The organism is Methanimicrococcus stummii, assembly GCF_032594435.1.
GTDB lineage: Archaea > Halobacteriota > Methanosarcinia > Methanosarcinales > Methanosarcinaceae > Methanimicrococcus > Methanimicrococcus stummii.
In genome coordinates, this window is sequence record NZ_CP131062.1 from 563,863 (window position 1) to 588,598 (window position 24,736).

Sequence of the window (24,736 nt, forward strand, 5' to 3'; positions counted from 1 at the left end):
TCATTGCAAATCATCAAATCATAAACTTGAGGCTGAATGACTTCATTATCCGACGAGCTGAATAAACTTGATTTTTCCCAATCTTCGGAAGAGAATCAGTCCAAACAGTCTGAGACACCGGTCTCCAATATGGGACAGACCGCTGCGCCTGCCGCCGACGCCGGTCAGACTGCTGCGCCTGCCGCTAACGCCGGTCAGGCTGCTGCGCCTGCTGCCAACGCTGAGCAGGCATCAGCGCCTGCCGCCGGCATATCAGCCGCATCTAAACCCGAATTCCTGTCGCCGCAGGAAGAATTCAAAAAGAAAAGACCCGAGAGCGATTATGAAGAACATGTTGTCGGGCATTTAAAAGAACTTCGCAACCGTATTATTATAGCCGGTCTCGTTTTGTTGGTCGGCGCGTTGATCGCTTATCCTTTTTCGGGGGATTTGATTGCTTATTTGTGGGACCAGTTCATTCCGGAAAGCGTCATCATGTCGATTTATTCGCCGACGGAATATTTAGTGACGCGATTGAAATTGTCTATCGCCGCGGCGATTTGCGTTTTCTTCCCGTTTTTGATGTATGAATTGTTTAAATTCATGTCTCGCGGACTTTATCAGAATGAGCGCAAGTTTTTAATTAAAGTCGTGCCGCTGTCTTTCATTTTATTTGTATTGGGCGCGTCGCTGGCTTATTTCATTATTTTGCCTTTGTTCATGAATTATGTTTTGTTTTATTCCGATCAGACGGCGATTGCTCAAATCGGTCTCGGTGAAACGTTTAACACAATTATCTCATTGGTTTTGGGATTCGGATTGGTTTTCCAAGTGCCGCTCTTAATGGTTTCCGTCGTTCGTATGGGAATCGTTGAAGAAAAAACGCTTCGCAAAGGAAGACTCGTCGTTTACGGCACGTTAATCGGTTTCGCCTTTTTAATCGCACCCGATCCGACAATGATTTCACAACTGCTTGCCGGTGTCGCGCTCGTAGTTTTATTTGAATTCAGTTTGATTCTGCTGAAATTCGTTTGAGTTTTTAAAATTTATTAACGGCGGCTTTATTTAAAACAGAAAATAATGACAGACAATGCAAATCTTTATAAGCATTGATTAAACTCTAAACTTTACTATGATTGGCGGACTTGAAGTTCTTTTTATTATCATTGTCGTTTTGGTTTTATTCGGGCCGGATAAAATTCCTGAATTGGCGCGCGCGGTCGGCGGCGCTATGGGCGAATTCAAAACCGCGCAAAAAGCGGCCGAATTTGATTTAAGCGGATTTGACGCGCTGAACCGCGAAAATGCCGAAGCGAAAAAGAAAGAAACAGCCGCCTTAAATGAAAAAATCATCAAAATGGCGGATGAGGCCGGTATTTCAACGGAAGGAAAAACAGCGGACGAATTGCTGGTTTTAATTTCCGAAAAGATGAGCACGGATTCGGAAGATGTTTCAAAAACAGAAGGAGTTGATAAAGCCGAAAAACTTGAACCGCAAATCAATTCAAAAACCGAATCTGTTGATTCGCAACAATAAAATTTATATGATTATTATTCATTGACAAACATCAGATTGATATATTTCATTTTAATAAGAGAGGTTTAAAATTATGTGGACACCAGGAACCGGAGAAATTATTCTCATTGTTGCAGTGATTGTTTTGCTTTTCGGAGCATCTAAGCTTCCCGAACTCGCTCGCTCCGCCGGAAAATCTGCCGGCGAATTCAAAAAAGCGCAAAAAGAAGCTGAAATTTCATACCAGGAATTTGAAAAGAGCTTAAAAGACACAACCCCTGATGAAAAAGAATCCAAAATCCAAAAAATGGCAAAAGAACAAGGCATTGAAACCGCCGGCAAAACCGACGATCAGCTCCTTGACGAAATCAGCGCCAAAATGAACAAAGAAAATTAATCTTTGTTCTTTTTTTCAATTTTGCTTTTTTCATTTTACTTCTTTTGATTGTTTTTTGCAATTGTTTTTTTGCAATTGTTTTTCGTAATTCTTTCATTAATGTGCTTTCGTTTTTGAATTTGTTTTGTTTTTGAATTCGTTTTTTGATTTATTATTTCTGAATTTTTGGCATCTTCATTTTTGTTTTTTAATTTCGTTTTTAGGTTATTTTGAATTTTTCAACGCCTTTAATTTTCTGATTCCTGCTCTCTTCTGAAAACAAATGTTGCGACTGCAATCGGCCATAAGAAAATTATCAAAAGTGATGCCGATAACGGTCCCGGTTCATCCGGTTTTTTGACTTCTTCATATCCCTGCGTTATGTTTGCGCTTCCCGTGCCGTTGCCGACAGACGCGTTTCCTGTGGAGCCGCCGCCGGGTGTTGTTGGCGAATCCGTTGTTTGAAGCGTCAGCGTTCGGTCTTCATCATCTAAAACCGCATTTATTTGAATCGGATTGTTATTTCCGTTAAGCGTCATCCTTTTCATATGCGTTAATCTTGAATCGCCATCAACCGTTCCAATCGTCCGCGTTCCCGAATCAAATTCAACGGACACATTAAACAGCGGAAGTTTGCCGGAATCATCTTTCGGGTCGCCGACAATCTGTCCGAGAAGATCATAAAGCGCCAATGAATATGTTAAATCATAGTTTCCCGAAGGCGAAGTCAGTAATTCGTTATCTGATACGGCAACATAAGTGTCAGCCGCCAACTGAACCGCGTACCAGCTGGCCGGGTCGGATACACCGTTGTATCCGTCGACGCTGTTCTGCCCCCACCAATTGTAATCGGCATCCGTATTTGTTCCCGAATCGTCAAGACCGAAATTTGTATTGCCGTAAAAACGATTGAATTGAACAATTCCGTTGGTAACACCCGATTCGATGGAGATTCCGATCAGATTGTCAAACAAATTGCATGTTTTGACGGTATTGTTGTTGCCGGACGCGATAATAATTCCGCTGCCGCCGTTATCAAAAACGCGAAGATGACTGAAAATGCTGTTGCTTCCTCTGATTCTGACACCGTTTACGTTTCCCGAAACATCGTTATAAAAATCATTTCCGGCAGCGTTTCCTAATGAAATATTTTCTCCGAGAATGTCGATGCCGAGACGGTTATCTTTGATGTCGTTGCTGAAAACATTCAACTGAACGCCGTCGGCAGGATACTGCCCGCCGACTCCGTCCCCGTTGTCGCCGGTATAAGAACTGAAATTAACGAGAAGACCGATTCCTGTGTCTGTTGACGTATTTGAAAATCCGGATATTCGGTTGTTATTGACATTCAGAAGCGGACTGCGTATGGAAATTCCTGCAACGGAAGATGCGTTTCCCGTAATTGCGTTATTATAAATGCTTCCTTCCACTCCCGTATAATAAATGCTTACATTACTGTTATTGTAAATCGTATTTGAATGGATTACGGTGTTTTCTCCGGTCGCAGTTACATTAACTCCGTTTCCGTTGTAATAAATCTCATTATCATAAATTGTTGCGTTCGCTCCTTTTTCAAGGATTCCTGATCCGAATGCGCTGTTGTTATGAATTTTGTTGTTGCAGATGGTTACATAATTTCCGGTACCCGATGTTCCGTGATTCGTATCCGAATTATTGATTCCGTTCATGTTTCTAAAAACGGTATTATACTCGATACGAACAGAATCACAATCATTTCGGATTCCTGCTCGGGCATTGGCTCCCGAAACCGTATTATTAATGATGACGCTGTCTGTTCCGTTAAGGGTATTTGCAATACCGTCGCGCGTGAGAAGAGTTCCATATCCTGTAAGATTAATCGTGTTGTCCTTTATGGTTGAATTTGTCGCATAATTCGCGATTCCATATTTGCTTTTGTTGACGGTGTTATTCAAATATGTGATATTTGCCGTTGAATTTGAGTGGCTGAATCCCGTAATGGCATATCCTTCGGCAAAATCCAAATCGGTGACTGCGGCAGTCGTACTGTCCTGAACTCTATTATTTTGAATTTTGCTGTCCGAATCGGTTATAAAAATGCCGATACTGTTGTTGTACAAGGTATTGTTGTCAATGACAGTGTTAACGTTTTGACTTGTCGTTGTCGAAGCACTTCTGATTGCGGCACTGTAATTTGTTAAATTAAAATTTTCAATGCGTACGTTATTTGCGTTTATAATCAATCCCGAATTTGATGTGATTGTATTTCCGCCGGTTCCGTTTAACACAGTATTTCCGCTTCCGCGAAGGGTGACTGAGTTATTGATATGTAAATTTGTAATGCTGTATGTCCCGTCCGCGAAAATAACGATGTCGTTTGCATTGGTTCCGTCAATAAGAGTTCGAATTTCTGTTTCGGTCATTCCTGAATTAATATTGATTGTCGCCGCGCTCGCGCAGGATATTAATGAAATAATCAATACCGCCGCCGCGAAAAATAAAATTTTGTGTTTCATGCCATTAATCCTTTTTTTAATTTATTCGATTTATTTATTATTTTATAATGTTACATCTGTCTCTTATACTTAAAACTGTTCTTTTTTCATCTCTCATTTCGGTTCGACGCATCTTATTTCGGTATGATTCTCTATTTGATATTTTTCTCATTTTAATCCAAAACGGCACATATTTAAAGAAAAGAATGAATTTCATCTCATTAAACATTGAATTTTATTGAAATTATATTGAATTCATGAATTTTATTGAATTTATGAATCTTATTGAATTTATGAATCTTATTGAATTTTTATTTTAATTGGGTTTTATCATGTCCGAAAATCAAAATCTTTCATCTTCATGTTCTTCAAATTCCGATTCTCCGAATCCCGAATTATTGGCGCTTTGCCGCGCCGTTTACAATGATATCCGCTCGGCAATTTCATCTCTTGAAGGAACGAACGAAGCCGATGAGTTTATGTTTGTCGGCGCGGACGGAACGGACACGAAACGCATTGATTTGGCGGCCGAAGACGCGATGTTGAAGCGTTTTAAATCATCGGGACATTCGGTTCGCATTATCAGCGAAGAAATGGGAGAAACGATTATCGGCGATGTCAATAACATCGAATTTGCTGCAATCGTTGATCCGCTGGACGGGACGACGAATGCTATTCACGATATTCCTTTTTACAGCGTTTCAATCGCGTTTTCAAAACCCGATTTGACAGGAATTTTCTTCGGCTATGTCTGTAATTTGGCCAACGGCGATGAGTTTTACGCCGAAGACGGAAAAGGCGCATATATGAACGGCGCAAGGATTGAAACATCTAAAATCTCCACCGTTCGCGAAATGACAATCAGCGCTTACGGATACCGCCAAAACACAGACCGGACAGCCAATTTGTGTTCGCGCGTTCAGAAAGTGCGCGTTCTCGGAAGCGTCGCGCTGGAACTCTGCTACGTTGCGGCCGGCAAAATCGACGCTTTTGTTGATGTTCGCCGCATGCTTCGTCTCATTGACATCGGTGCCGGGCAGCTGATTGCTCGCGAAGCCGGGGGCATTGTGACGGACGGTGCCGGAAATACGCTTTTTTTGCCGGACAATCATATTAAGCCGGTTAATTTGGTCGCGACAAACGGCAGGATTCATCAGGAAGTTTTGAATTTGATTTCTTTTCCTGAAATCGACTGCCGCGGCGACTGGTATTATTATCAGGGAACCGTTAAAAAAATCGCAATCGTCTCGCGCTGTGACAGTGCTGCCGCGCTTGAAATGATTCGAAAAATCGTCGACGCTTTCAAGGATCGTGTCGAAGTTTATTTATCCTCGTCGCCGGCAAAATATTTGAACATGGAAGAGCGCGGCATCGCCGTCGGAAAAATGAAAGAGGCCGGAATCGATTTTGTCATTTCACTCGGCGGCGACGGAACAATTCTTCGAAATATGTCTAAAATGCCCGATCCGATTCCGATTCTCGGAATCAATATGGGAACGCTCGGATTTTTGGCGGACGTCGATCCGGAAGATGCGATTGCGGCAATCGACAAAGCGCTTTCCGGATTCATGTATGACGAACGCCCGCGTCTGGAACTTTCAATCAACGGCAAATTCATCGGAAACGCGATCAACGAAGTTGTCGCGACATCGGCGTACCCGGCGAAAATGATTACTTACGAAATTTTAGTCAACCGCCGTCTTCTCGGTGAAATTCGCGCCGACGGAATCGTTTTCGCGACGCCGACCGGATCGACGGCTTACGCGCTGAGCGCCGGCGGTCCGATTGTCACGCCCGAAGTTGACGCGATTTTAATCGTTCCGATCGCGCCGTTCAAACTTTCGTCAAGACCATGGATCGTTCCGTTTGACAGCGAAATTACCGTCCGCGTGAAAATGCCCAAAAAAGAAATCGTAATTGTCACCGACGGCAAAGTCGTGACGCCGCCCGAAATTGAAACCGAATGCCAGGAAGATTTCATTCACGTCAATGAAGACGATGTTGTGACGATTAAGCGCGCGCGCTACCCCGGCCGATTCGTTAAATTCTCCGACGCTTGTTTCTATGATACGGTGAGGAAAAAGTTGAATTAATTTTTTATTTTTTATTTTTTTGCGGCGGTTTGCTGACAGTGTTTTTACTTTAACTGTTTCTGTTTGCTGCCGCTGTTTTACCGTTTCTGTTTGCTGTTGCTACCTTACCGTTTGCGTTTGCTGCCGCTACCTTGCTGTTTGCGTCTGCCGCTACCTTGCTGTTTGCGTCTGCCGCTACCTTGCTGTTTGCGTCTGCCGCTACCTTGCTGTTTTTAGTTTGCATCTGCTTTTTTGAGCAGCCGTTCGCTTCGCGAACGTGTGCGCTGCTACCTTACCGCTACCAATTGCGGTCGCCGCGCGCGAGCCGCACAAATCTTTCAAAAATCAATCAAAAACGATGTCCATTATTTCAAAAACAAATCAAAAATAATATCCGTTTTTCAAAAAAATTTAAAAAAGAAATCAGAAGAAATCTGCTAAACTCTTCTGATTTTTCGTTTTCTCTTCCGCCGCTTTTTCGTCTTTTACTTCTTCCGCTTTCTTTTCTTCGCTTTTCTTGGCGATATCTTCAAGCGTCAGCTGGTTTTTATCGGCAGATGCCGCCGTGCTTCTTTTTTCCGATTCAGGCGTTTTGAAAAATTCCGTTTCGGCGGGACGTTTCGCGTCGGCGATAAATCTTGATTTTTCGTAAACCGACTGCACTTTTTTTGTCGCGGATTTCGCTTTGAGCATATAAACAAGCTCGTCCATATCAAAATCGGATTCGCCGGCAAGCGCGACGGCATAATCTTCATTTTCCATTAAACGGCGGTAATACGGAATCATTTCATTTCGGGAAACGCGCATAGATTTTCTGTGGCGCGCCGAAATCTTAACGGCGATGTTGTCGCGCATATTCCGAACGGAGCGCGATTGTCCCAGCCTTTTCCATCTTGTCGGCGAACTGTATTTGATAAAACCTGAATATTCCTTTGAGCGAACCGACATCGGGCCGATAGTTGTCAGAAAACTCGCGTAACGCCACATCCGATACGTTTGACGGCGGCGCACGCGCCCGAGGTATAAATCTGCTTTTGAAAGAACCTTATATCCGTTCGCAACATCTGGATTTGTGCCGCCGATGTCTTTTCCGCTGCCGTCTCTGTTCGGAAACTGAATCGGCAGGTTTTCATCCACCCACATAATTAAATCATCCGGTGTTTCGTCAAGCGTTTTGACAGCGTCCAACGCTTCCGATCTGTGATGTCCTTTGAAAACCTTCACAAGCGCCTTAAAAATCGTTTCTTTTACGTCTCTTCCCGAGACAACAATATCGTCTTCCGCGATTTCCGTTTTGCCAACTGTTACCGCCTGCAAATCATTAATTGCGCTTCTTAAATCGCCGCCGGCATTTTCCGCGATTTTCAAAACCGCGTTTTCGGTTGCCGTTATGCCTTCCGTTTGACAAATTTTTGTTAAAACAGGAACCAAAGACCGCGTTTGAATCTTGGAATATTCAATTTCCAAAGACTTCGCGCGAATCGTTTGCGTCATGCCGTAAATGTCATTCGCAATTAACAATATCGGCTGCGTCGTTTTATCAATTACGTCCGCGATTGCTTTGCTGCCGCCCTTATCGTAAGTGCCGTGCAGATTGTCCGCTTCGTCTAAAACAATCAAACGTTTCCCGGAAGATTTATTCCCGCCCGCATCTGTTTCGTGGCTGAAAAGCGTCGTCGTTTTAGAGGCCGCGCCTGCAATGCGCTCAATCACGTCCGCCGTTCTTTGATCGCCGGCGTTCATTTCAACATATTCCCATCCCATTTCCGCCGCCAAAACCGCTGCGGAAGATGTTTTTCCGATGCCTGCCGCGCCGTAGAGAATGACGGCTTTCTTTTCAGGAACGCCTCTTTCCCACTCTTCCGCCCACAAGCGAAGCTCATGAATTGCTTTTTTGTTGCCGATTAAGTCTTTAAACGTTTTCGGGCGGTATTTTTCAGCCCAATCGGTTTGAATCGAAATTTCAGCGGACATGTTTACAGCCGACAATTACAATTTAATTTTAAATGCCGATTCCCATCGATTTGTTTGTCTTTTCAATCGATTTCAAATTGTCTTTTTCAAGCGACATCATAGCGCGGATCGCGTCGACATTTTCGGGAATGACATCCGATTCCTGGTGAATCGCCTGGAAGAAGTAAAGTTCGCCGTCGTCAACCGAGACGGATTCTTTAAAGACGCAGTTTTCCCACATGTCGTTTCTCGGTCTTCCCAAGTCGCGGCCGTATTCGATAATTTGCGCCGTTGCGGAAATGCCGTCCGCAATCATTTGAATGCGCGGGCGCGTCGCGAACAGATTTTTCACTTCATCGGCAGTGCATTCGTTTTTGAGTTGAATGTTGAGCACATGAAGGTGCATAAAAGAAGTCGGCGCTTTCATCGCCGCGGATGTAATATTGATGTGAGGCATGATGGTTTTGACGTCCGGGCCGTGGTGTGACGGCAATTTGATCGGATCAAGGACGAGCGCGTCAATCGGGCCGCTTTTAATGTCGCCCGGATCGCCGCCTCTTCTGACAATCGTGACGCGGACTTTTTCAACGCCGTATTTTTGGTCAAGCGGATAAATCACGCGGCAGAGGCCGGTTGTGTTGCATGAAACGACGCGAACATAATCCGCGCCGAGCGCGTCGGCGTAATTGGCTTCTGAATTGAATGAAATCGGCGCGATGTCTTTGCTTTCGCCGCCCTGCCAAATGGCTTTGACGCCTTCTTTTTCGTAAAGCGCTTTGTTGGAGACGCCGACTTTTCCGGGCGTACAGTCCACAACGATGTCGGCAGCTTTGATCATGTCTTCGACGGAGCCTGCAATCGTATATCCGTCCTTTTTAAACGAATCGATTTTATCGGCCGGCGTGTAAATGTCATATCCTTTCATTGCGGCCGTTTTGGCTTCAAAGTTCGGGCGCGTTTTTGAAATTCCGATTATTTCCATATCATCTTGGAGCGCAACAGCATCCGCAACGCGTTTTCCGATTGTACCGTACCCGTTAATAGCAACTTTAACTTTAGACATGTCCATCTGTACCTGTTTATAATTTAAAGAATAATCAAAAATAAGTCAAATAAAAAATAAAAATACAATTTGAAAAGACAAGGCAAACTGGTTATTTAAATGATTTGTTGAGAAAATTTCTAACAATCTTTAAGTCTGTTTCGCATTCCGTTTCCTTGTTTTTAGTTCCTTTCCAGTTTCGCGACGGATTTTCCAAGCTCAACGCCCAGCGCTTCGGAAACCGATTCGCATTTTGTCCGCAGCAAATACGCGATCGGCCGCACGGATTTTTCGTCCGACAAACTTTCAAAATTCGCCATGCCTTTGCTGATGATAAGCGTCGCGTTTTCCATCGCTTTGACGGTTTCGGGCGGCGCTTCTTCTAAAATGACACCGACAGCATTTGTTCCCGTTGTCAAAACTTTGTCGGCTGCGTTTTCCATTCCGAGTTTTTCAACGTCTTCCAACGTTGCGTCCGTTAAAATCGGCGCGCCTCTGACAACCAAAATCAATTCCGGTGCATTCGTTTCGGGATTTGCCGTTTTTTCTGTCTCATAATTGAGTCGCTGAATATGGCGAATTACTTTTAAAGCTTCGCGATCGTACACGATTTCGCCGCAGTTGTCCGTTATGTAAACGACATTTTGAAGCATTTTCATCATTTCTTTTGTATCGTTGACATCGAGGCCTTTTTCAAAGTAGGATTTGAATTTCAGTTTAAAATCATCGTCTGATGCATCGAGTCCCATGACACCGAAATCAAAATAATTCCCGATGACGGCGGCAAGCATAGCTTTTTCAAAACTTTCTTCAAGCGGCTGCGAACTGTTTTCAATCGTGTGCGCTTCTCCGTTTTCGTTTTCACCGTAAATCATCTTTTGAATTGCCGGCAAAAGCTCCAAAGCGGTTTGATTGTTGATGTTTTTGACTTCTTTGTACGGGTCATGATTTCCGAGAACTTCAAAACAGCGGCGGTGAACTGCGGTTCCGATATGCGTTGATGTTCGAGACGGGTCGTATTCGTCGTTCAGCGTCGAAATACATTCTTTCATGACACGGTGAATCAAATTCGCGTCGTCCGTTACCAAATCGGATTGGTAATGAACGCGCGATAACAAACAATAAGTGCATCTGGGATTGATTTTCATGAGTGACAGTCCTTTGATAAAAAATTCACTTCCTGCTTATTTATACTTATTTATAGTTTCCCTTTTTGAAAATTTCGGCAGTTAATTATGTTTCAAACAGTTTTTCAAACTTATGACATCTGCAAAAATCACTCCATTCAATTTATCTGCTCAGTTTAATCCGTCCGTTTTTCTTTTATTGACATTATCGGCATTCTTTTTGTTTTCCGGTGTTTGTCCCGCTGCGGCTGTTTCGGACGGTGTGTTTTACACGGATTTAAGCGAATACAATTCCACCCCCGACGGCGCTGTTTTTTTAATCGTTGACGGTCTCGGTTCTTATTATTTGTTTCCGGAATTAAAAGGTGAAACGCTTTCGAATGAATCTGTTCAAAAAGCGGCCGTTCCCGTTTTATCCGAAATTTGGAACGGCGGGTTTCGAATATCCGAAATGAAAGTTCCTGTTCCGGTGACCGAAAAAGGGCATTCCGTTCTGGTAACCGGAAATCCGGCGGCGGATTCCGTAATGGTCGGCTATTCAGATTCAACGATTATGGATATTTTGCGCCAGGAAGATTTTCTTTGCATCGGCATCATGCAGCGCGGCGATTTTGAATCTATGCGCGGCAAATTCGATGTCATTATTTATGATAAAACGAATTCGGTCAACAACATGGATTTTACGATTCAAACCAATTCGTTTGACGGGTCAAATCAAAAAATAATCAATGACATCGTTTCCGTTTTTGAATCTCAGAAAAGCCGCGCGTCTTCTTACACCGATTCTAAAGATACCGGCGAAAGATATGCCGGATACAATCGCTGGGGCTTGGATACGGCTTACGAAGTGCTGTCCGTGATGGAAAAATATCCCGGTCAGAAATTCATTCTCGTTGTCAGCGTCGGTGCGGTTGATTCGACAGGCCATTACCGCGGCTACTACGCTTATTTGGACGTTGTTGAAAAACTGGATTCTGATTTGAAAAAATTATTTGAAAAATGCCGCCGCAATAACATTTTCTTTTTACTTTCGTCGGATCACGGTATGTCTTTTGAAAGTCAGGATAAAAAAGGCGGCGGCCACAGTTCTACGAAATATTCCAAAGTAAAAGAAACGCTGAACATTCCGTTCATCATTTACGGCAATTCGATTCAAAAAAGCGTTTATTATTCGGAAACGTCTCAGGAAGATGTCGTTCCGACGCTGATGTCTCTTTTTAATATTCCGGCACAACCGCGCTTTTCAAAAGGAAATATTCTGCCGGCAAAGGAAAACCCGGCATTGTACATCCAAGCGCAGGATTCGGTTCAGGTTCAGTTGTTTAAATTAACGGGTGACGGTGAAGAATCTGTTTTTAATTCGCTCGGCTTTGACCGAAACGGCGGTTTTTCCGGTTATTCAATCGCCGGTTTAACGCCCGGCAGTTATTTATTAAAATGGGAGGCGGCCGATTCAAAAACAAAATACGTGCAATCGGAACTTCGTTTTCAAATTTTCGCCGACACGACGATTGATTTGTCCGATTATTTAACGAAACCAGCCGCCTCGATTCTGCCGGATTTCAAATCCGGGCAAAATTCAAATTCCGACTCCGATTCCGGATTTTTACCGTTCAAGAAACCAATTTATTTCCTGTTGATCGCGATTATTAATATCATCGGAATCGGCGGCATTTATTATCTGTACAAAAAGGAAGGTTTTTCCAAAGAATAATTTTTGAAAACCAAGGACCGGTTTCGATTATTTTTTGAAAAATCGGGTGGATTTTTCAATTAATTTTTGAAAAATGGAACGGCTCGCGCGCGGCGGCCGACGCGGCAGGCGCAGCGCAAACTGTAGGTGACAGCAGCAAACGGAAACGGTAAGGTAGCAGCACCACGTTCGCGAAGCGAACGGCTGCACTTAGAATGAGCAGATGCAAGCAGAAATGCAAACAGCAAGGTAGCAATAGCAAACATAAGCGGCAAGGTAGCGACAGCAAACACAAACAATAAGAATAATAGAAACAGCAAAGTTCAAATCCAAAATAAGAAAAAAACAAACCGTAAATTTGCATTAAAAAATGAAAACGAAAAAATGAAATGATTTCATTTTTTGAATATATAAACCGAATTAATCTCTTTGCGGGTTGCCGCCGGCAGTGTTGCCTTCCAAGATCAACACTTTCAATGCTTCGCGGCAAGCGGCAACGGCAGGCGCGCCGGATGTAATGGAAATGACTTCCATCGTTTCCATGATTTCTTCTTTGGTTGCGCCGTTATGGATTGCGCTTCTCATTTGAGACATCACGCAAGATTCGCATTGCTTGGACGCGACAACCGCAAGCGCCATTAAAATCTTTGTTTTCGCCGGGAGAACGCCGTCAGACAACAATCTGCCATCACAGCGGCCGTACGTTTTGACAAAATCATCATCGATCGCAGCTAATGTTTCAAGAACATGCGGCGTAAATCCCATTTTCTCGCCGATGCTGTGCACAATTTCTTTTCCGGATTGCTTTTCCATTTTTTGCCCTCTCTCAGTTGCATTCATTCATTTTTAATTACATGTCTGTTAATTTACATGATTTGTATAGTTTGTATGATTTAAAATTCTGATTTCGTTTTTCGAATTTTATAATTATACACTGATAAATAATTTCGTTTTTATTTATATATTCCGATGCTTAAAACCGTTTGATACAGCGAAAAATATTCTTTTCGAAGGTAACTTTTTTAAATAAAGGATTCTTTTCATAAACAACTGATTACCTGTTACCGTTTACATAACGGCTGCAAGAACCAGATTTTTCTGAAATTTGTTTATCTTATTTCGGTTTCTGTAATTATTCTCAAAATCATCGTTTTTGACGGCGGTTTTGATTTATCATGTTTATTACTCATGATTTCATAGATTCATATTAAATTCATTCATGATTTCAAACCAAAATCATGAAAATTCATACTCTCGGGTTATACATATGGCAAAAAAAGTAAATCCAATGTTGGCGATCGTAGGCGGATTATTTGCCGTCCTTTTGATTTTCGCACTTATTTCAGTCGTCCTTTACCCCGGACCGACTGTTGTTGAAGCTACCGACGGTGACACCGTTTCCGTTCACTACATCGGTAAATATGAAAACGGTACTGTTTTTGATTCCAATCAGGGCGAAAACGGCAAAGCACCCTTGACATTTGTTATGGGAAATCACGAAGTTATTCCCGGATTTGAAAACGCGGTTCACGGCATGAAAGCGCACGAAACCAAGACCGTGACAATTCCGCCGGAAGACGCATACCAATACAATCCTGACCTTGTTATCACATACAGTATGGACGAAGTTCTCGCAGCGCTTGGTACCGTCCCTGAAGTCGGAACGCAGGTTCCCATGTACACAGTCACCGGTCTCACCGTTGTCGGTGTCGTTACAAACGTTACGGATTCAGGTGTCGTTATCGACTTAAACCCCGATACCGCCGGCAAAACATTGGTCTTTGAAATTACCATTGTTAATATTAAGAAAGGCGAAATCGGCAGCCACTAATCTTGAATCTTTAAATTTAATTTTTAATGAATCGGAATTCTTTCCGATTCCTTTTTTGTATTTTATTTTCGTTCTAAATGTTTTTTTCGATTTTTTATTTTGATGTTTTTCTTATTTCTTTATTCAGCGAAAACAAAATCATTTAATACACATCCGTATTTATCAAAAGCATTGAATTTTATTGATTACATACGTTGAATTTTTTATCAATTCGAATTTTTGATAATTCTTCGGTGATTTATTTGCAGACAACAACACAACTTTTGATTCTTGCCTTTCTCGTTTATTGGGTAATCGTTTACCTGCTAAAGAAAAGAGGTATTTTAGCCAAATACAATATATCGGCGACCGGGCCGATTTTAATGATTGAGACAACCAAAGGTCTTCATTTATTGGATAAAATCGCGCTCCCAAAACGATTTTGGCGCTTGTTTGCAAATGTCGGCATTGTTTTGATGTTCGCCGGCATGATTTTCATGTTCGGTCTGGTTGTTTTTTCAGACATTTCTTTGCTTCAGTCAATGATGGACAGAACAGTGATTGAGCCGAACGAATACACGGAAATTCAAAACATTTTCCTGATTCCCGGCGTGAATCAATTTATTCCGCTCGTTTGGGGTTTTATCGCTTTGATTGTCGCCGTCTTCATTCATGAAATGATGCATTCGGTGCTCGCGCGCGTCGAAGATGTCCGCGTTCATTCCGTCGGCTTAATCGTCGCGCTGTTTCCGATCGGCGGTTTCGCAAAAATTGACGATCAGCAGCTTTACGGCGAAGAATTTGAACTTTTAGACGAGCCCGAGGCAGATTCCGAATCCGATTTTGATGATTTGACGGCAACCATTGAAGAAATCCGCGAACATGAGCGACTGGAAAAAGAACAGGCAGCGTACGAGTCAATGCCTGCGGAAACTCAAACCGCAAGCGTCGGCGAGTCAGCCGACAGTCAAACGATCAGCAGCCAAACGATTGGCAGCCAAACAATGGGTAACCAAGCAGTTGCCGCGCAAACGGAATCTGCCGACAAGCCGAAAGCGGCAACCAAAACGCAGCGCTCGCGCATCTTGGCAGCCGGTGTCATGTCCAACTTTGTTGTCGCTTTTATCGCAGCGATGTTGTTTTTCGGACCGGTTATCGGCGCGATGGCACCAATCGGCAGTCTTCAAATTACGGATTCCGGCGACTTTTCCGTTTCATCCGGACTCACAAAAGAAATGGTTTTAGTCGGCATTAATGGTCAAAACGTGTCGGACATTGAAACCGTTAATCAAGCATTGGCCGGCGTATCTCCCGGCGATTCCGTGACGGTTCAGGCATCTTACGATCGGGTGATTGAAAATTATACGATTGTGACGGATTCGACGGCCGAAAATGTCAATTACGCAGGTATTCTGATTTCATCGGTGACTTCCGGATCTCCGGCGGAAAACGCAGGGCTTCTGCCGAATTCTCTGATTTTTAAAATCGACGGCGATTATGTTTCCGACGCGGAATATTTCTCGGCGACAATGTCTGAGAAAAATCCAGGTGACACCGTTGTTTTTACGATCACAGAATATGACGGCGACGGTGCCGAAACCGGCGTTCGCGACATCACCGTAACACTTGGCGAGACACCCGGAAACGAATCCAAAGCATACATCGGCATTTATTATTCCGCCGGCCCGCTTTACATCGGTCTTTTGGGAATTTCGGTCGGCGAGTTTAACGCCGGCGGCTATCTTGAATTTTTAAAGACGCTTCCGACGTTGCTTTATTCATTTGACTTTTCCGCGCCGAAAGAATCCGTGATGATGATTTTGTCGGCTTGGCTTTTTGTCATGATGATGCCGTTTTTAAGCATTCTCGGCGAAGGATTCGGCGGCTTTTCGGGTTCAATGATGCAATTCTTTGAGCCGGTCGGATGGGCCGAACCGCTCGGAATCGGTATCTTTTGGATCGCAAATTTGCTTTACTGGGTCGGCTGGCTGAATTTTTACGTCGGCCTTTTCAATTGCCTGCCGGCGCTTCCGCTTGACGGCGGCCATTTGTTCAGAACATATTTCGTCAAAATCGCTGAAAAACTCAAAATGAATCCGAAAAGAGCATTTCGCTTGTCTTTCGTCGTTACCACATATTTGTCGGGATTCATTTTCATGTCATTCCTGCTGATGTTCATTTGGCCGTACATCAGTTCGTTCGTCATCGGTCTTTTCAGCTGATTCCAAGCAATCCGCTGAATCAATCCGATTCTTCGGGCGTTTGCAAAAACTATAAAATCAAAGACACCGTCTTTGAGCCCGATTCATTATTTTATTTATGATTCCTGGAATTTTTCATTCAAAAAGGGCCTATAGGGTAGCGGATATCCTGACGGACTTCGAAACAATCAAGTTGTGAAGACATCCGTCGACTTGCGTTCGAGTCGCAATAGGCCCGTTTTTCTTATTTTATTTCCAAAATATTTTTCAACATTTCAATTTACAATCGTTTTACAATAAGTATATATTTTTCAAATTCTTTTAAATGCTTACTTTCAATTAAATAATTGAAGTCATTTATTCCGGTTGTTTTGTTTTAATGAAAAATTTAATTTGGTTTAATAAAAATTCACAAATGGTGTTTTTATGAAAATTATAAAATTATTCTCTTTAATTGCAATTCTCTTAATTGCATTTGTATTGATGAGCGGAATCGCTCTTGCGGCTGATCCGATTGAAATCGGTTCGGCAAGCGATTTGAAACAAATCGGAAACTATGCTGAGTTTCCGTTAGACAGCGATTACATTTTGATAAACGATATTGACATTACGGAAACTATGCTGAGTTTCCGTTAGACAGCGATTACATTTTGATAAACGATATTGACATTACTGACGATACATGGAACTCTATCGGCAACCGAAGCAATCCGTTCGTCGGAACTTTTGACGGCCAAGGATATTCAATCACTTTTGAAAGTTTGACGGGAACGACGACTTTTAAGAATTTCGACGGCGACAGTAATAATATCGACGGATTCGGTTTATTCGGAACTGTCGGTGATTTTTCCTCAACCGATATAATCGAAATTCAAAATGTCAATATTGTTCTTGAATCCAATTTGACAAACGAAGCAAGCTCAGCATATTATAATCGTATCGGATCTTTAATCGGATATGTTAACGTCAGCTCTTCTGATTACTTTTCAATGAACAATTGTTCATTAACCACAAACGGCAATTTTGAAATTAAAGGATATTCTGGTGTTGGTGGTCTTGTCGGCTGTGTTTACTATGGTACTTTTGAAGATTGCTCTGTTTCGGGCGATGTTTCCGTGACTGCCGATTTTGATTATGCCGGCGGTCTTGTCGGTTATGTTGAGGCCGCTGATTTTACGAGTTGTTCTGTTTCGGGCGATGTTTCCGTGACTGCCGAAAATAATCATGCCGGCGGTCTTGTCGGGTTTGCTGCCACTGCTGATCTTACAAGTTGTTCTGTTTCCGGCGACGTTTCGGTGACTGCCGAATATGATAATGCAGGTGGTCTTGTCGGGTTTGCTGCCACTGCTGATCTTACAAGTTGTTCTGTTTCCGGCGATGTTTCGGTGATTGCTAAAAATATTTATGCCGGCGGCCTTGTCGGTAATTTTGCAGGAACTATTGCAAATTGTTATTCGACAGCAACCGTTGAAGCAAAAAGTGGTGTCGGCGGGTTGATTGGATTCGGATATGGAAGTGGATCTTATGTTTGTGATATTTCATCAAGTTATTTCGCAGGAACTGTTTCATTTGGAAGCGGCGCAGGCACAAGTTCAAAAATCGGCGGAATTATTGGTTCTTATGACGGTACACCAACTGTTTCTGATTGTGTCTATCAAGATAATTCGGTTGATGTCGGAACCACAGGCGCAACACCGACACTTCTCGGAACTGCCAAAACTTCTGCTGAAATGAAGGAAATTGCAACTTATTCAAGTTGGGATATTTCAAGTGTTCCCAATCCTTCCAAAACTTGGTTTATTTGTGAAAACAACGGTTATCCTCAGCTTTATTCTTTGAGACAGGCAATTCCAATCTCAACGGTTGATGAACTTAAAAAAATCGGCTCCGATGATTATGATACAATGACGAATCATTGGTACACAATGGATGCGGATTATTATTTAACAGATGATATTGAAATTACCGACGCTGTATGGAATTCCATCGGCAACCGAAGCAATCCGTTCCTCGGAACTTTTGACGGTCAGGGATATTCAATCACTTTTGAAAGTTTGACGGGAACGACGACTTTTAAGAATTTCGACGGCGACAGTAATAATATCGACGGATTCGGTTTATTCGGAACTGTCGGTGATTTTTCCTCAACCGATATAATCGAAATTCAAAATGTCAATATTGTTCTTGAATCCAATTTGACAAACGAAGCAAGCTCAGCATATTATAATCGTATCGGATCTTTAATCGGATATGTTAACGTCAGCTCTTCTGATTACTTTTCAATGAACAATTGTTCATTAACCACAAACGGAAATTTTGAAATTAAAGGATATTTTGGTGTTGGTGGTCTTGTCGGCTGTGTTTACAATGGTACTTTTGAAGATTGCTCTGTTTCGGGCGATGTTTCCGTGACTGCCGGTTATGATTATGCCGGCGGTCTTGTCGGTTATGTTGAGGTCGCTGATTTTACGAGTTGTTCTGTTTCGGGCGATGTTTCCGTGACTGCCGAAAATGATTATGCCGGCGGTCTTGTCGGTTATGTTTACAACAATGCTGATTTTATGAGTTGTTCTGTTTCGGGCGATGTTTCCGTGACTGCCGGTTATGATTATGCCGGCGGTCTTGTCGGTTATGTTGAGGCCGCTGATTTTACGAGTTGTTCTGTTTCGGGCGATGTTTCCGTAACTACCGGTTATGATTTTGCCGGCGGTCTTGTCGGTTATGTTTACAACAATGCTGATTTTATGAGTTGTTCTGTTTCGGGCGATGTTTCCGTGACTGCCGAAAATAATTATGCCGGTGGTCTTGTCGGTTGGATCGATACTGTCGACTTTACAAGCTGTTCTGTTTCCGATGATGTTCACGTGACTGCTGAAAATAGTTATGCCGGCGGGTTGGCCGGTGAGTTCTCAGGTACAATCACAAATTGCTATTCGACAGCAGCCATTGAAGCGAAAAGCTTTGTCGGCGGATTAGTCGGTCGAGGTTATGCCGGTTCCTCTTATATTTGTGATATTTCTTCCAGTTATTTCGCAGGAACCGTTTCTCTCGGAAGCGGCGCAGACAGCAGCTCCAATATCGGCGGAATCATTGGTTATCCTTATGGAACACCAACTGTCACAGATTCATTTTACTCAAGTGATTCTGTTGATGCCGGAGCCACAGGCGCAACACCGCAGAATTACGGAACAGCTGTTTCTTCAGATGCGATGAAAAAAATCGGAACTTATCAAAGCTGGAGTATATTCAGTTCTGAAAGTCCGGATTATGTCTGGTTTATTACCGAAGGACAAACGTATCCGCAGTTGTCTTCAATTTATGAAGGAATCCCTAATTACCTTCCGAAAACAAACCGTGGCAGCAGTGGTTCCGGATTCGGTCAGGCAAAAATTGTTGATTCGGCTTCTTCAATTCCAAATGTGAAAGAAGATCCGGTGCCGGTTTCCGTAACGCCTGTTCCGGAAAGCGGTGAAAACAAGAATGCCAACGAAGATCAAAACGCGAACAATGCGCCCGGCGAGAGTTATTCCGACGAAAGCGGTTCTAACAGGACGTTGTATATTTTACTTGGCACCGGTTTGATTATTGTTGTCGGCTGTGTTGCGTTTTTCTTGAATAAGAAAAGATAAGCGGTTTTGAATGAAAAGATGATTTTGTCTTTTCATTTCTTTTTTTGTTTTTCATTTCTTTTTTTTATTTTTTTATCAAAACAAACGCAAATAGTGTTTTATCCGATGAAACTGATTTTGTATCATTCGATTCAAATTCAATTCGTGATTGACATGGCTGTTCAAAAAATCGCATCTGATACGCTTGATTTTATTTTAGCTTCCTGCAAAGCTTCTCATCCGCGTGAATTCGGCGCGCTTTTGGAAGCGGACGGCGATACCATTGTCAACGTGATTTATCTTCCCGGAACCGATTCGACGAGCCGGAGCGTCAGTTTTAAAACGTGGATGATGCCGAATATGCCGCACGCCGGATCCGTTCACAGCCACCCGAGCGGTGCAGTTCGACCGTCCGAGCAGGATTTAATCTTTTTCCGAACCAACGAAGTGAATATTATCGTCGGCGAGCCGTACACGCGCGAATCTTGGAAAGCGTTTGACAAAGGCGGAAATTTGACGGCGCTTGAAGTTGTCGATTACGAATTCGATGACGATGAATTCGGCGATGACGGTCATGATGAAGATGATATTGACGGCAGATTTGATGATGAAGACGGTTTTTGATGAAAATTCTCTTAAAAAAATGTTTTTTTGACAAAAACGATTTTTTAGGAAAAAGATAAATAAAACGCCGAAGAATTGGTTTATTGACTGTTGATTTATAAATTTGAATTATAATTATTGAGCAGAAATGATTGACTTATCCGTTATTCCGACATCCAGCGGCTGTTATATTTACCGCGACAAAGAGGATGAAATTATCTATATCGGCAAGGCGAAAAATCTTAAAAAACGTGTTTCCAGTTATTTTCAAAAACGCGACCTTGACCCGAAAACACGCCTTTTGGTCAAAAATATTGATTCCGTTGATTTCATTGTCACCGCTAACGAAGTGGAAGCGCTGATTCTGGAAAACACGCTGATTAAAAAGCACAACCCGAAATACAATATCGACTTAAAGGATTCCAAGAGCTACGCTTTTATCCACATCAGCGGCGATGATTTTCCGCGAATCGGAATTCTTCGGAGGGCGACTGCGCAAGGCAAACTCTACGGCCCATTCGTCTCCGCCAAAGAACGCGACGAAATTTTAGATGTCGTGAAACGCACATTCAAACTCAGATCCTGCCGGAACATGCCAAAGCGCCCCTGCCTGCGTTACCACATCGGCAACTGTATGGCGCCCTGCACCGGAAACATTCCAAAAGAAGAATATAAAAAAGCGATTGACAAAGCCGATTCCGTTCTTCGCGGCAATTCCGCAGAACTTGCCGAAAAACTGCGCGCGGAAATGGAAATGTTTGCGAAAAAGCAAGAATTTGAAATCGCAAAAGACCTGCGCGACCAAATTTACGCGCTGGAATACCTGAACAATCGCCAACATGTCGCGCGCCAAATCAATCACGACGAAGACGTTATCAATTATCTCGTCCGCGACGGAAAAATTTACATTATGGTTTTCAATGTCGTGAAGGGAACGCTTGTTGGCAAAGAAGAGTTTTCATTCCCCTACCATCAGAATTTCCTCGAAGAATTCTTAGTCCGATACTATTCCGGACACGAAACGCCGTCAGAAATCATTCTGCCCGACGCGTCCGAAATTTTGGAAGAAGAAATTTACACGTCAACGGAAGATGCCGCGCCCAAACATATTCCGGAGACTGACGGCGATATCAGTCAGTCTTTGATTGATTTCTTGTCCCAGCGCCACGGCAAAACCGTTAAAATCACAATCCCCAAACGGGGTGATAAAAAAGATCTTCTCGCGCTTGCCGAAAAGAATATTGAAATCGCTTTCTTCAGCGCGACTTCCAAAGTCGAAGAACTTGGAAAACGCCTGATGCTCCCCGAACCGCCGCGCGTCATCGAATGTTTTGATATTTCGCACTTGTCGGGAACGCACACGGTCGCCTCAATGGTTCAATTCCGCGACGGCAAAGCCGATAAATCCAATTACCGCCGTTTCAAAATCAAAACGGTCGAAGGCATTGACGATTTTGCCTCCATCGCCGAAGTTGTCAGCCGCCGCTACACGCGGCTTCTTGAAGAAGAAAAACCTCTTCCGGATTTGATTTTAATTGACGGCGGCAAAGGTCAGCTTTCATATGCCGTTGCCGTTCTCAAGAAACTCGGCATCAAAACGCCGGTTATTTCCCTTGCCGAACGCGAAGAAGAAATTTTCGTCCCCGGTCTTTCCGACCCGCTTCCAATCAAAAAGAATGAAAAGGCGTCGCTTTATTTACAGGAAATTCGCGACGAAGCGCACAGATTCGCGATTACGTTTAACCGACAGTTGAGAGAAAAAGCATTGAAAGATTGAATCCGGCATTGATTTAATTTTAAAAAACAGGGTTGGGATTTGTTTAATTTTTTGAAAAATCCTGATTGAATTTGATTTAATTTTTTTGAAAAATTTTAGGCCGAATTTGATTTCATTTTTTTGAAAAATTTTGGGTCTAATTTGATTTAATTTTTTTGAAAAATGGGGCAGCTCGCGCGCGGCGACGGCAGTTGGAAGCGGTAAGGTAGCAGCGCCACGTTCGCGAAGCGAACGGCTGTTAAAAGAAGCAGATGCAAATGGCAACGTAAACAGCAAGGTAACAGCAGCAAACGGCAACAGTAAGGTAGCGACGGCAAAAGGTAACGGTAAGGTAGCGACGGCAAAAGGTAACGGTAAGGTAGCGGCGGCAAACGGCAACAGTAAGGTAGCGACGGCAAACGGCAACGGTAAGGTAGCGGCAGCAAACGATAACGGTAGATAGCCGACAGCAAACGAAAAAAATCGTAACATCTTAACGGCAAAAATAAAGAAAACTTAAATCATCGGCTGCGAAAGCTATAAACAAAAGATTAACCTTTAATAGAAATAATTCTTATTTAGATTTCCAATTTGATTTTTTAACTTTCCAATAATACGGTTTATGTATCATTACATGTTTATTTATTTCAAATTGCAGCGGTTTATTTTATCAGGTTTGGTTGTCATGAATCTTGTCCGAAAATGCAGAAAATGCGGTAATTGGATTTATATCATCGAAAAAGAAGTCGGTGATTTAATCAAATGCGGGCGCTGCGGAGAAGATCATCATTTATCAAAAACATTGTCGGATAAAATTGTTTTGACGCGGATTTGATTTTTTAAAAATAATAATTGAATTTATTATTTTCTGTTTTTTGAAAATAATAAAGAAAGCAAAGACGGATTTTGAATTCTCACGAGCGGACTCATTTTAGAATAATCTGTTCCCGTTGCTGTTTTGTCTCCCGTGGGAAATGAATTTTCATCTCTTTTTTTGTTTCGCATTCAAATTCCTCCAATCATTTGTTTATTCTCAAAATAAAAATAAATCACAGCCATGCAAGCCAAACAAACTGCGATTAAAAACAAAATGAGTGACATCCTTAAATAATTTACTCTTTTGTTATTCATTTCTCTTTTGCAAATGTGAATGTCATTCAACGAACCCAAATACAAATTCTCCGACGACCTTTCATCAACCGTTTCATTATAAGCCTTGTCAATTTCTCCGGCACTTCCTAAATTCTAATAAGCATATCGCCATTGAGTAATTATTGCAAAAATAAAACTAAAAATCAAAGGGGTGAACGTCATACCGATAATTGCAATCGTTTGATTTGAATCAAATCCGAGTTTTTCAAGAGAAATAAATGACAACAACGCCACCGTAATAATCGAAATCGAAGTCAGCATTTTTCCGGATTGATCAAAAAGGTTTTGCTCTCTTTTTTCTTCAATGCCGTAAGTGAGCAAGCTAAGCTCTTTTGTTTTTTCGAACAAATCTTCCGGCGTGTAATTTGTCATAATTTCTAAAAAATCATCATTCGTAAAAAGGTTTTTAAATTTTTTGAATTCAAATCTAAATCCTGATTATAAAATGCAATGCTTTTCCATATTATTTAGTGTTTAAGCCATGCCTGTTTTTGTGTCATTCTTTTTGAACATTCCGATTTTGAAAATTTCGGCGTTCTTATTTATTTTCAGCTTTTTTGAATATGTATGTCTGATTTATCTCAAAATTCAATCATTGAAATTACAAAGGAGCTAAGCCTTTATTCTTATGAGATGGAAGACAAAAGAGAACAAAGTCTTTTGGATCAAGCCGGAAAAATGCTCATGGCAATTTCTGTTTTTACAGTTGCTCTGTTGGCTTTTATTTCGCTGAAAGCATGCGGTTTTCAAAGAAATCAAGTTTTGATAATTTCAGCTTTTACATTTCTGCCGCTTGGTGTAAGTTTTTTGTTTTCAATTCGTGCTTTTTGGCGGCATTCGTATTAGTCGATTCAATCTGCGAATGAAGTTAATGAAACGATTTGTGAAATAATTTCAGAATTTGAAGATCCAAGTCTTTTGGTTGTAAATACCTTTGATGATATACAAAAATGCAAAAAAGAAGAAAATGATAAGAACGGAAAATTTATTAGAAGGTCTACTATATTGTTTATTATCTCATTTGTATCAGCATTTATGACGATTATTTATTGTTTACTTTATAATTATAATCTTTAATCAGAGACGTGATAACGTGGAACAAAAGTTTGAATTCGTTTCTTCAAAAGGAAAAAAGACCAATTCCGAACCTCCGAAGCGAAGAAGTGCGGTTGTTTTGAGAAACTACTCTTCCGGAAATTCAAGAAAATCATGGTTTGCCAAAATTTTGGAATATTCTAAAAATTAATTTTATTTTATTCAAAATGTCGTGGTTCTTCTTCTAGATTTTATAATACCATATTATTTAATTTTTAAACCTTGAAATGTGAAATAATGTTTAATGACGAATTTCTTCTAATTTTTAAATTATATAGG

At 42.0% G+C, this 24,736-nt stretch carries 21 protein-coding genes and 1 tRNA gene; 14 read left to right on the forward strand and 8 right to left on the reverse strand.

Annotated elements, in window-relative coordinates:
• The first annotated feature begins 36 nt into the window (after positions 1-36).
• The 3 genes from tatC to MmiEs2_RS02800 all read left to right on the forward strand — a co-directional run bounded on the left by tatC (position 37) and on the right by MmiEs2_RS02800 (position 1,892).
• A complete protein-coding gene (gene tatC, locus MmiEs2_RS02790; RefSeq protein WP_316559916.1) occupies positions 37-1,014 on the forward strand; it encodes a twin-arginine translocase subunit TatC in 978 nt (325 codons plus the stop codon).
• Between the two features lie 97 nt (positions 1,015-1,111).
• Positions 1,112-1,516 (forward strand): Sec-independent protein translocase subunit TatA/TatB, encoded by a 405-nt coding sequence (locus MmiEs2_RS02795; protein ID WP_316559917.1) that lies wholly within the window; start codon positions 1,112-1,114, stop codon positions 1,514-1,516.
• A gap of 73 nt (positions 1,517-1,589) precedes the next feature.
• Positions 1,590-1,892, forward strand: coding sequence for a Sec-independent protein translocase subunit TatA/TatB (locus tag MmiEs2_RS02800; RefSeq protein ID WP_316559918.1), 303 nt, complete (start codon positions 1,590-1,592; stop codon positions 1,890-1,892).
• A 227-nt stretch (positions 1,893-2,119) separates the two neighbouring features.
• Here MmiEs2_RS02800 and MmiEs2_RS02805 read toward each other — a convergent pair whose 3' ends face one another.
• On the reverse strand, positions 2,120-4,366 hold the full coding sequence (locus tag MmiEs2_RS02805) for a right-handed parallel beta-helix repeat-containing protein (protein ID WP_316559919.1): 2,247 nt from the start codon (positions 4,364-4,366) through the stop codon (positions 2,120-2,122).
• Positions 4,367-4,677: 311 nt separating this feature from the next.
• On the opposite strand from MmiEs2_RS02805, the gene MmiEs2_RS02810 reads away from it, so the two are divergent.
• Positions 4,678-6,438: a bifunctional fructose-bisphosphatase/inositol-phosphate phosphatase gene (locus MmiEs2_RS02810; RefSeq protein ID WP_316559920.1), complete on the forward strand. Its 1,761-nt coding sequence runs from the start codon at positions 4,678-4,680 to the stop codon at positions 6,436-6,438.
• A gap of 19 nt (positions 6,439-6,457) precedes the next feature.
• Positions 6,458-6,673: a hypothetical protein gene (locus tag MmiEs2_RS02815; protein ID WP_316559921.1), complete on the forward strand. Its 216-nt coding sequence runs from the start codon at positions 6,458-6,460 to the stop codon at positions 6,671-6,673.
• A gap of 167 nt (positions 6,674-6,840) precedes the next feature.
• On the opposite strand, the gene MmiEs2_RS02820 is transcribed toward MmiEs2_RS02815, so the two are convergent.
• From MmiEs2_RS02820 to MmiEs2_RS02830, 3 genes are all read right to left on the reverse strand, one after another.
• Positions 6,841-8,391 (reverse strand): replication factor C large subunit, encoded by a 1,551-nt coding sequence (locus MmiEs2_RS02820; protein WP_316559922.1) that lies wholly within the window; start codon positions 8,389-8,391, stop codon positions 6,841-6,843.
• 28 nt (positions 8,392-8,419) lie between these two features.
• Positions 8,420-9,433 carry a type II glyceraldehyde-3-phosphate dehydrogenase gene (locus tag MmiEs2_RS02825; protein WP_316559923.1) on the reverse strand — a complete coding sequence of 338 codons (1,014 nt, stop codon included), beginning with the start codon at positions 9,431-9,433 and terminating at the stop codon, positions 8,420-8,422.
• 161 nt (positions 9,434-9,594) lie between these two features.
• Positions 9,595-10,560, reverse strand: coding sequence for a damage-control phosphatase ARMT1 family protein (locus MmiEs2_RS02830; RefSeq protein ID WP_316559924.1), 966 nt, complete (start codon positions 10,558-10,560; stop codon positions 9,595-9,597).
• A gap of 112 nt (positions 10,561-10,672) precedes the next feature.
• On the opposite strand from MmiEs2_RS02830, the gene MmiEs2_RS02835 reads away from it, so the two are divergent.
• Complete coding sequence (locus MmiEs2_RS02835) at positions 10,673-12,253, forward strand: sulfatase-like hydrolase/transferase (protein ID WP_316559925.1); 1,581 nt, start codon at positions 10,673-10,675, stop codon at positions 12,251-12,253.
• 55 nt (positions 12,254-12,308) lie between these two features.
• Here MmiEs2_RS02835 and MmiEs2_RS02840 read toward each other — a convergent pair whose 3' ends face one another.
• Both MmiEs2_RS02840 and MmiEs2_RS02845 read right to left on the reverse strand, forming a co-directional pair.
• Positions 12,309-12,461 carry a hypothetical protein gene (locus MmiEs2_RS02840; protein ID WP_316559926.1) on the reverse strand — a complete coding sequence of 51 codons (153 nt, stop codon included), beginning with the start codon at positions 12,459-12,461 and terminating at the stop codon, positions 12,309-12,311.
• A gap of 191 nt (positions 12,462-12,652) precedes the next feature.
• Positions 12,653-13,045, reverse strand: coding sequence for a carboxymuconolactone decarboxylase family protein (locus tag MmiEs2_RS02845; RefSeq protein ID WP_316559927.1), 393 nt, complete (start codon positions 13,043-13,045; stop codon positions 12,653-12,655).
• A 454-nt stretch (positions 13,046-13,499) separates the two neighbouring features.
• Here MmiEs2_RS02845 and MmiEs2_RS02850 point away from each other — a divergent pair, with 454 nt between their 5' ends.
• From MmiEs2_RS02850 to uvrC, 7 genes are all read left to right on the forward strand, one after another.
• Positions 13,500-14,063, forward strand: a complete 564-nt coding sequence (locus MmiEs2_RS02850) for an FKBP-type peptidyl-prolyl cis-trans isomerase (protein WP_316559928.1) — start codon at positions 13,500-13,502, stop codon at positions 14,061-14,063.
• Positions 14,064-14,305: 242 nt separating this feature from the next.
• On the forward strand, positions 14,306-16,264 hold the full coding sequence (locus MmiEs2_RS02855; protein ID WP_316559929.1) for a site-2 protease family protein: 1,959 nt from the start codon (positions 14,306-14,308) through the stop codon (positions 16,262-16,264).
• 125 nt (positions 16,265-16,389) lie between these two features.
• Positions 16,390-16,481 (forward strand) — tRNA-Arg (locus MmiEs2_RS02860).
• Between the two features lie 188 nt (positions 16,482-16,669).
• A complete protein-coding gene (locus MmiEs2_RS02865; protein ID WP_316559930.1) occupies positions 16,670-16,879 on the forward strand; it encodes a hypothetical protein in 210 nt (69 codons plus the stop codon).
• Between the two features lie 14 nt (positions 16,880-16,893).
• Positions 16,894-19,872, forward strand: coding sequence for a GLUG motif-containing protein (locus MmiEs2_RS02870; protein ID WP_316559931.1), 2,979 nt, complete (start codon positions 16,894-16,896; stop codon positions 19,870-19,872).
• Between the two features lie 105 nt (positions 19,873-19,977).
• The gene (locus MmiEs2_RS02875) at positions 19,978-20,475 is read left to right on the forward strand and encodes a Mov34/MPN/PAD-1 family protein (protein ID WP_316559932.1); all 498 of its coding nucleotides are present in this window, start codon (positions 19,978-19,980) and stop codon (positions 20,473-20,475) included.
• A gap of 127 nt (positions 20,476-20,602) precedes the next feature.
• Complete coding sequence (gene uvrC / locus MmiEs2_RS02880) at positions 20,603-22,231, forward strand: excinuclease ABC subunit UvrC (RefSeq protein WP_316559933.1); 1,629 nt, start codon at positions 20,603-20,605, stop codon at positions 22,229-22,231.
• On the opposite strand, the gene MmiEs2_RS02885 is transcribed toward uvrC, so the two are convergent.
• Positions 22,151-22,702: a hypothetical protein gene (locus tag MmiEs2_RS02885; protein WP_316559934.1), complete on the reverse strand. Its 552-nt coding sequence runs from the start codon at positions 22,700-22,702 to the stop codon at positions 22,151-22,153. The two genes, uvrC and MmiEs2_RS02885, sit on opposite strands and share 81 nt — an antisense overlap.
• Positions 22,703-23,455: 753 nt before the next feature.
• A complete protein-coding gene (locus MmiEs2_RS02890; protein WP_316559935.1) occupies positions 23,456-23,734 on the reverse strand; it encodes a hypothetical protein in 279 nt (92 codons plus the stop codon).
• Positions 23,735-23,929: 195 nt separating this feature from the next.
• On the opposite strand from MmiEs2_RS02890, the gene MmiEs2_RS02895 reads away from it, so the two are divergent.
• Positions 23,930-24,208 (forward strand): hypothetical protein, encoded by a 279-nt coding sequence (locus tag MmiEs2_RS02895; protein ID WP_316559936.1) that lies wholly within the window; start codon positions 23,930-23,932, stop codon positions 24,206-24,208.
• Positions 24,209-24,736 lie beyond the last annotated feature (528 nt).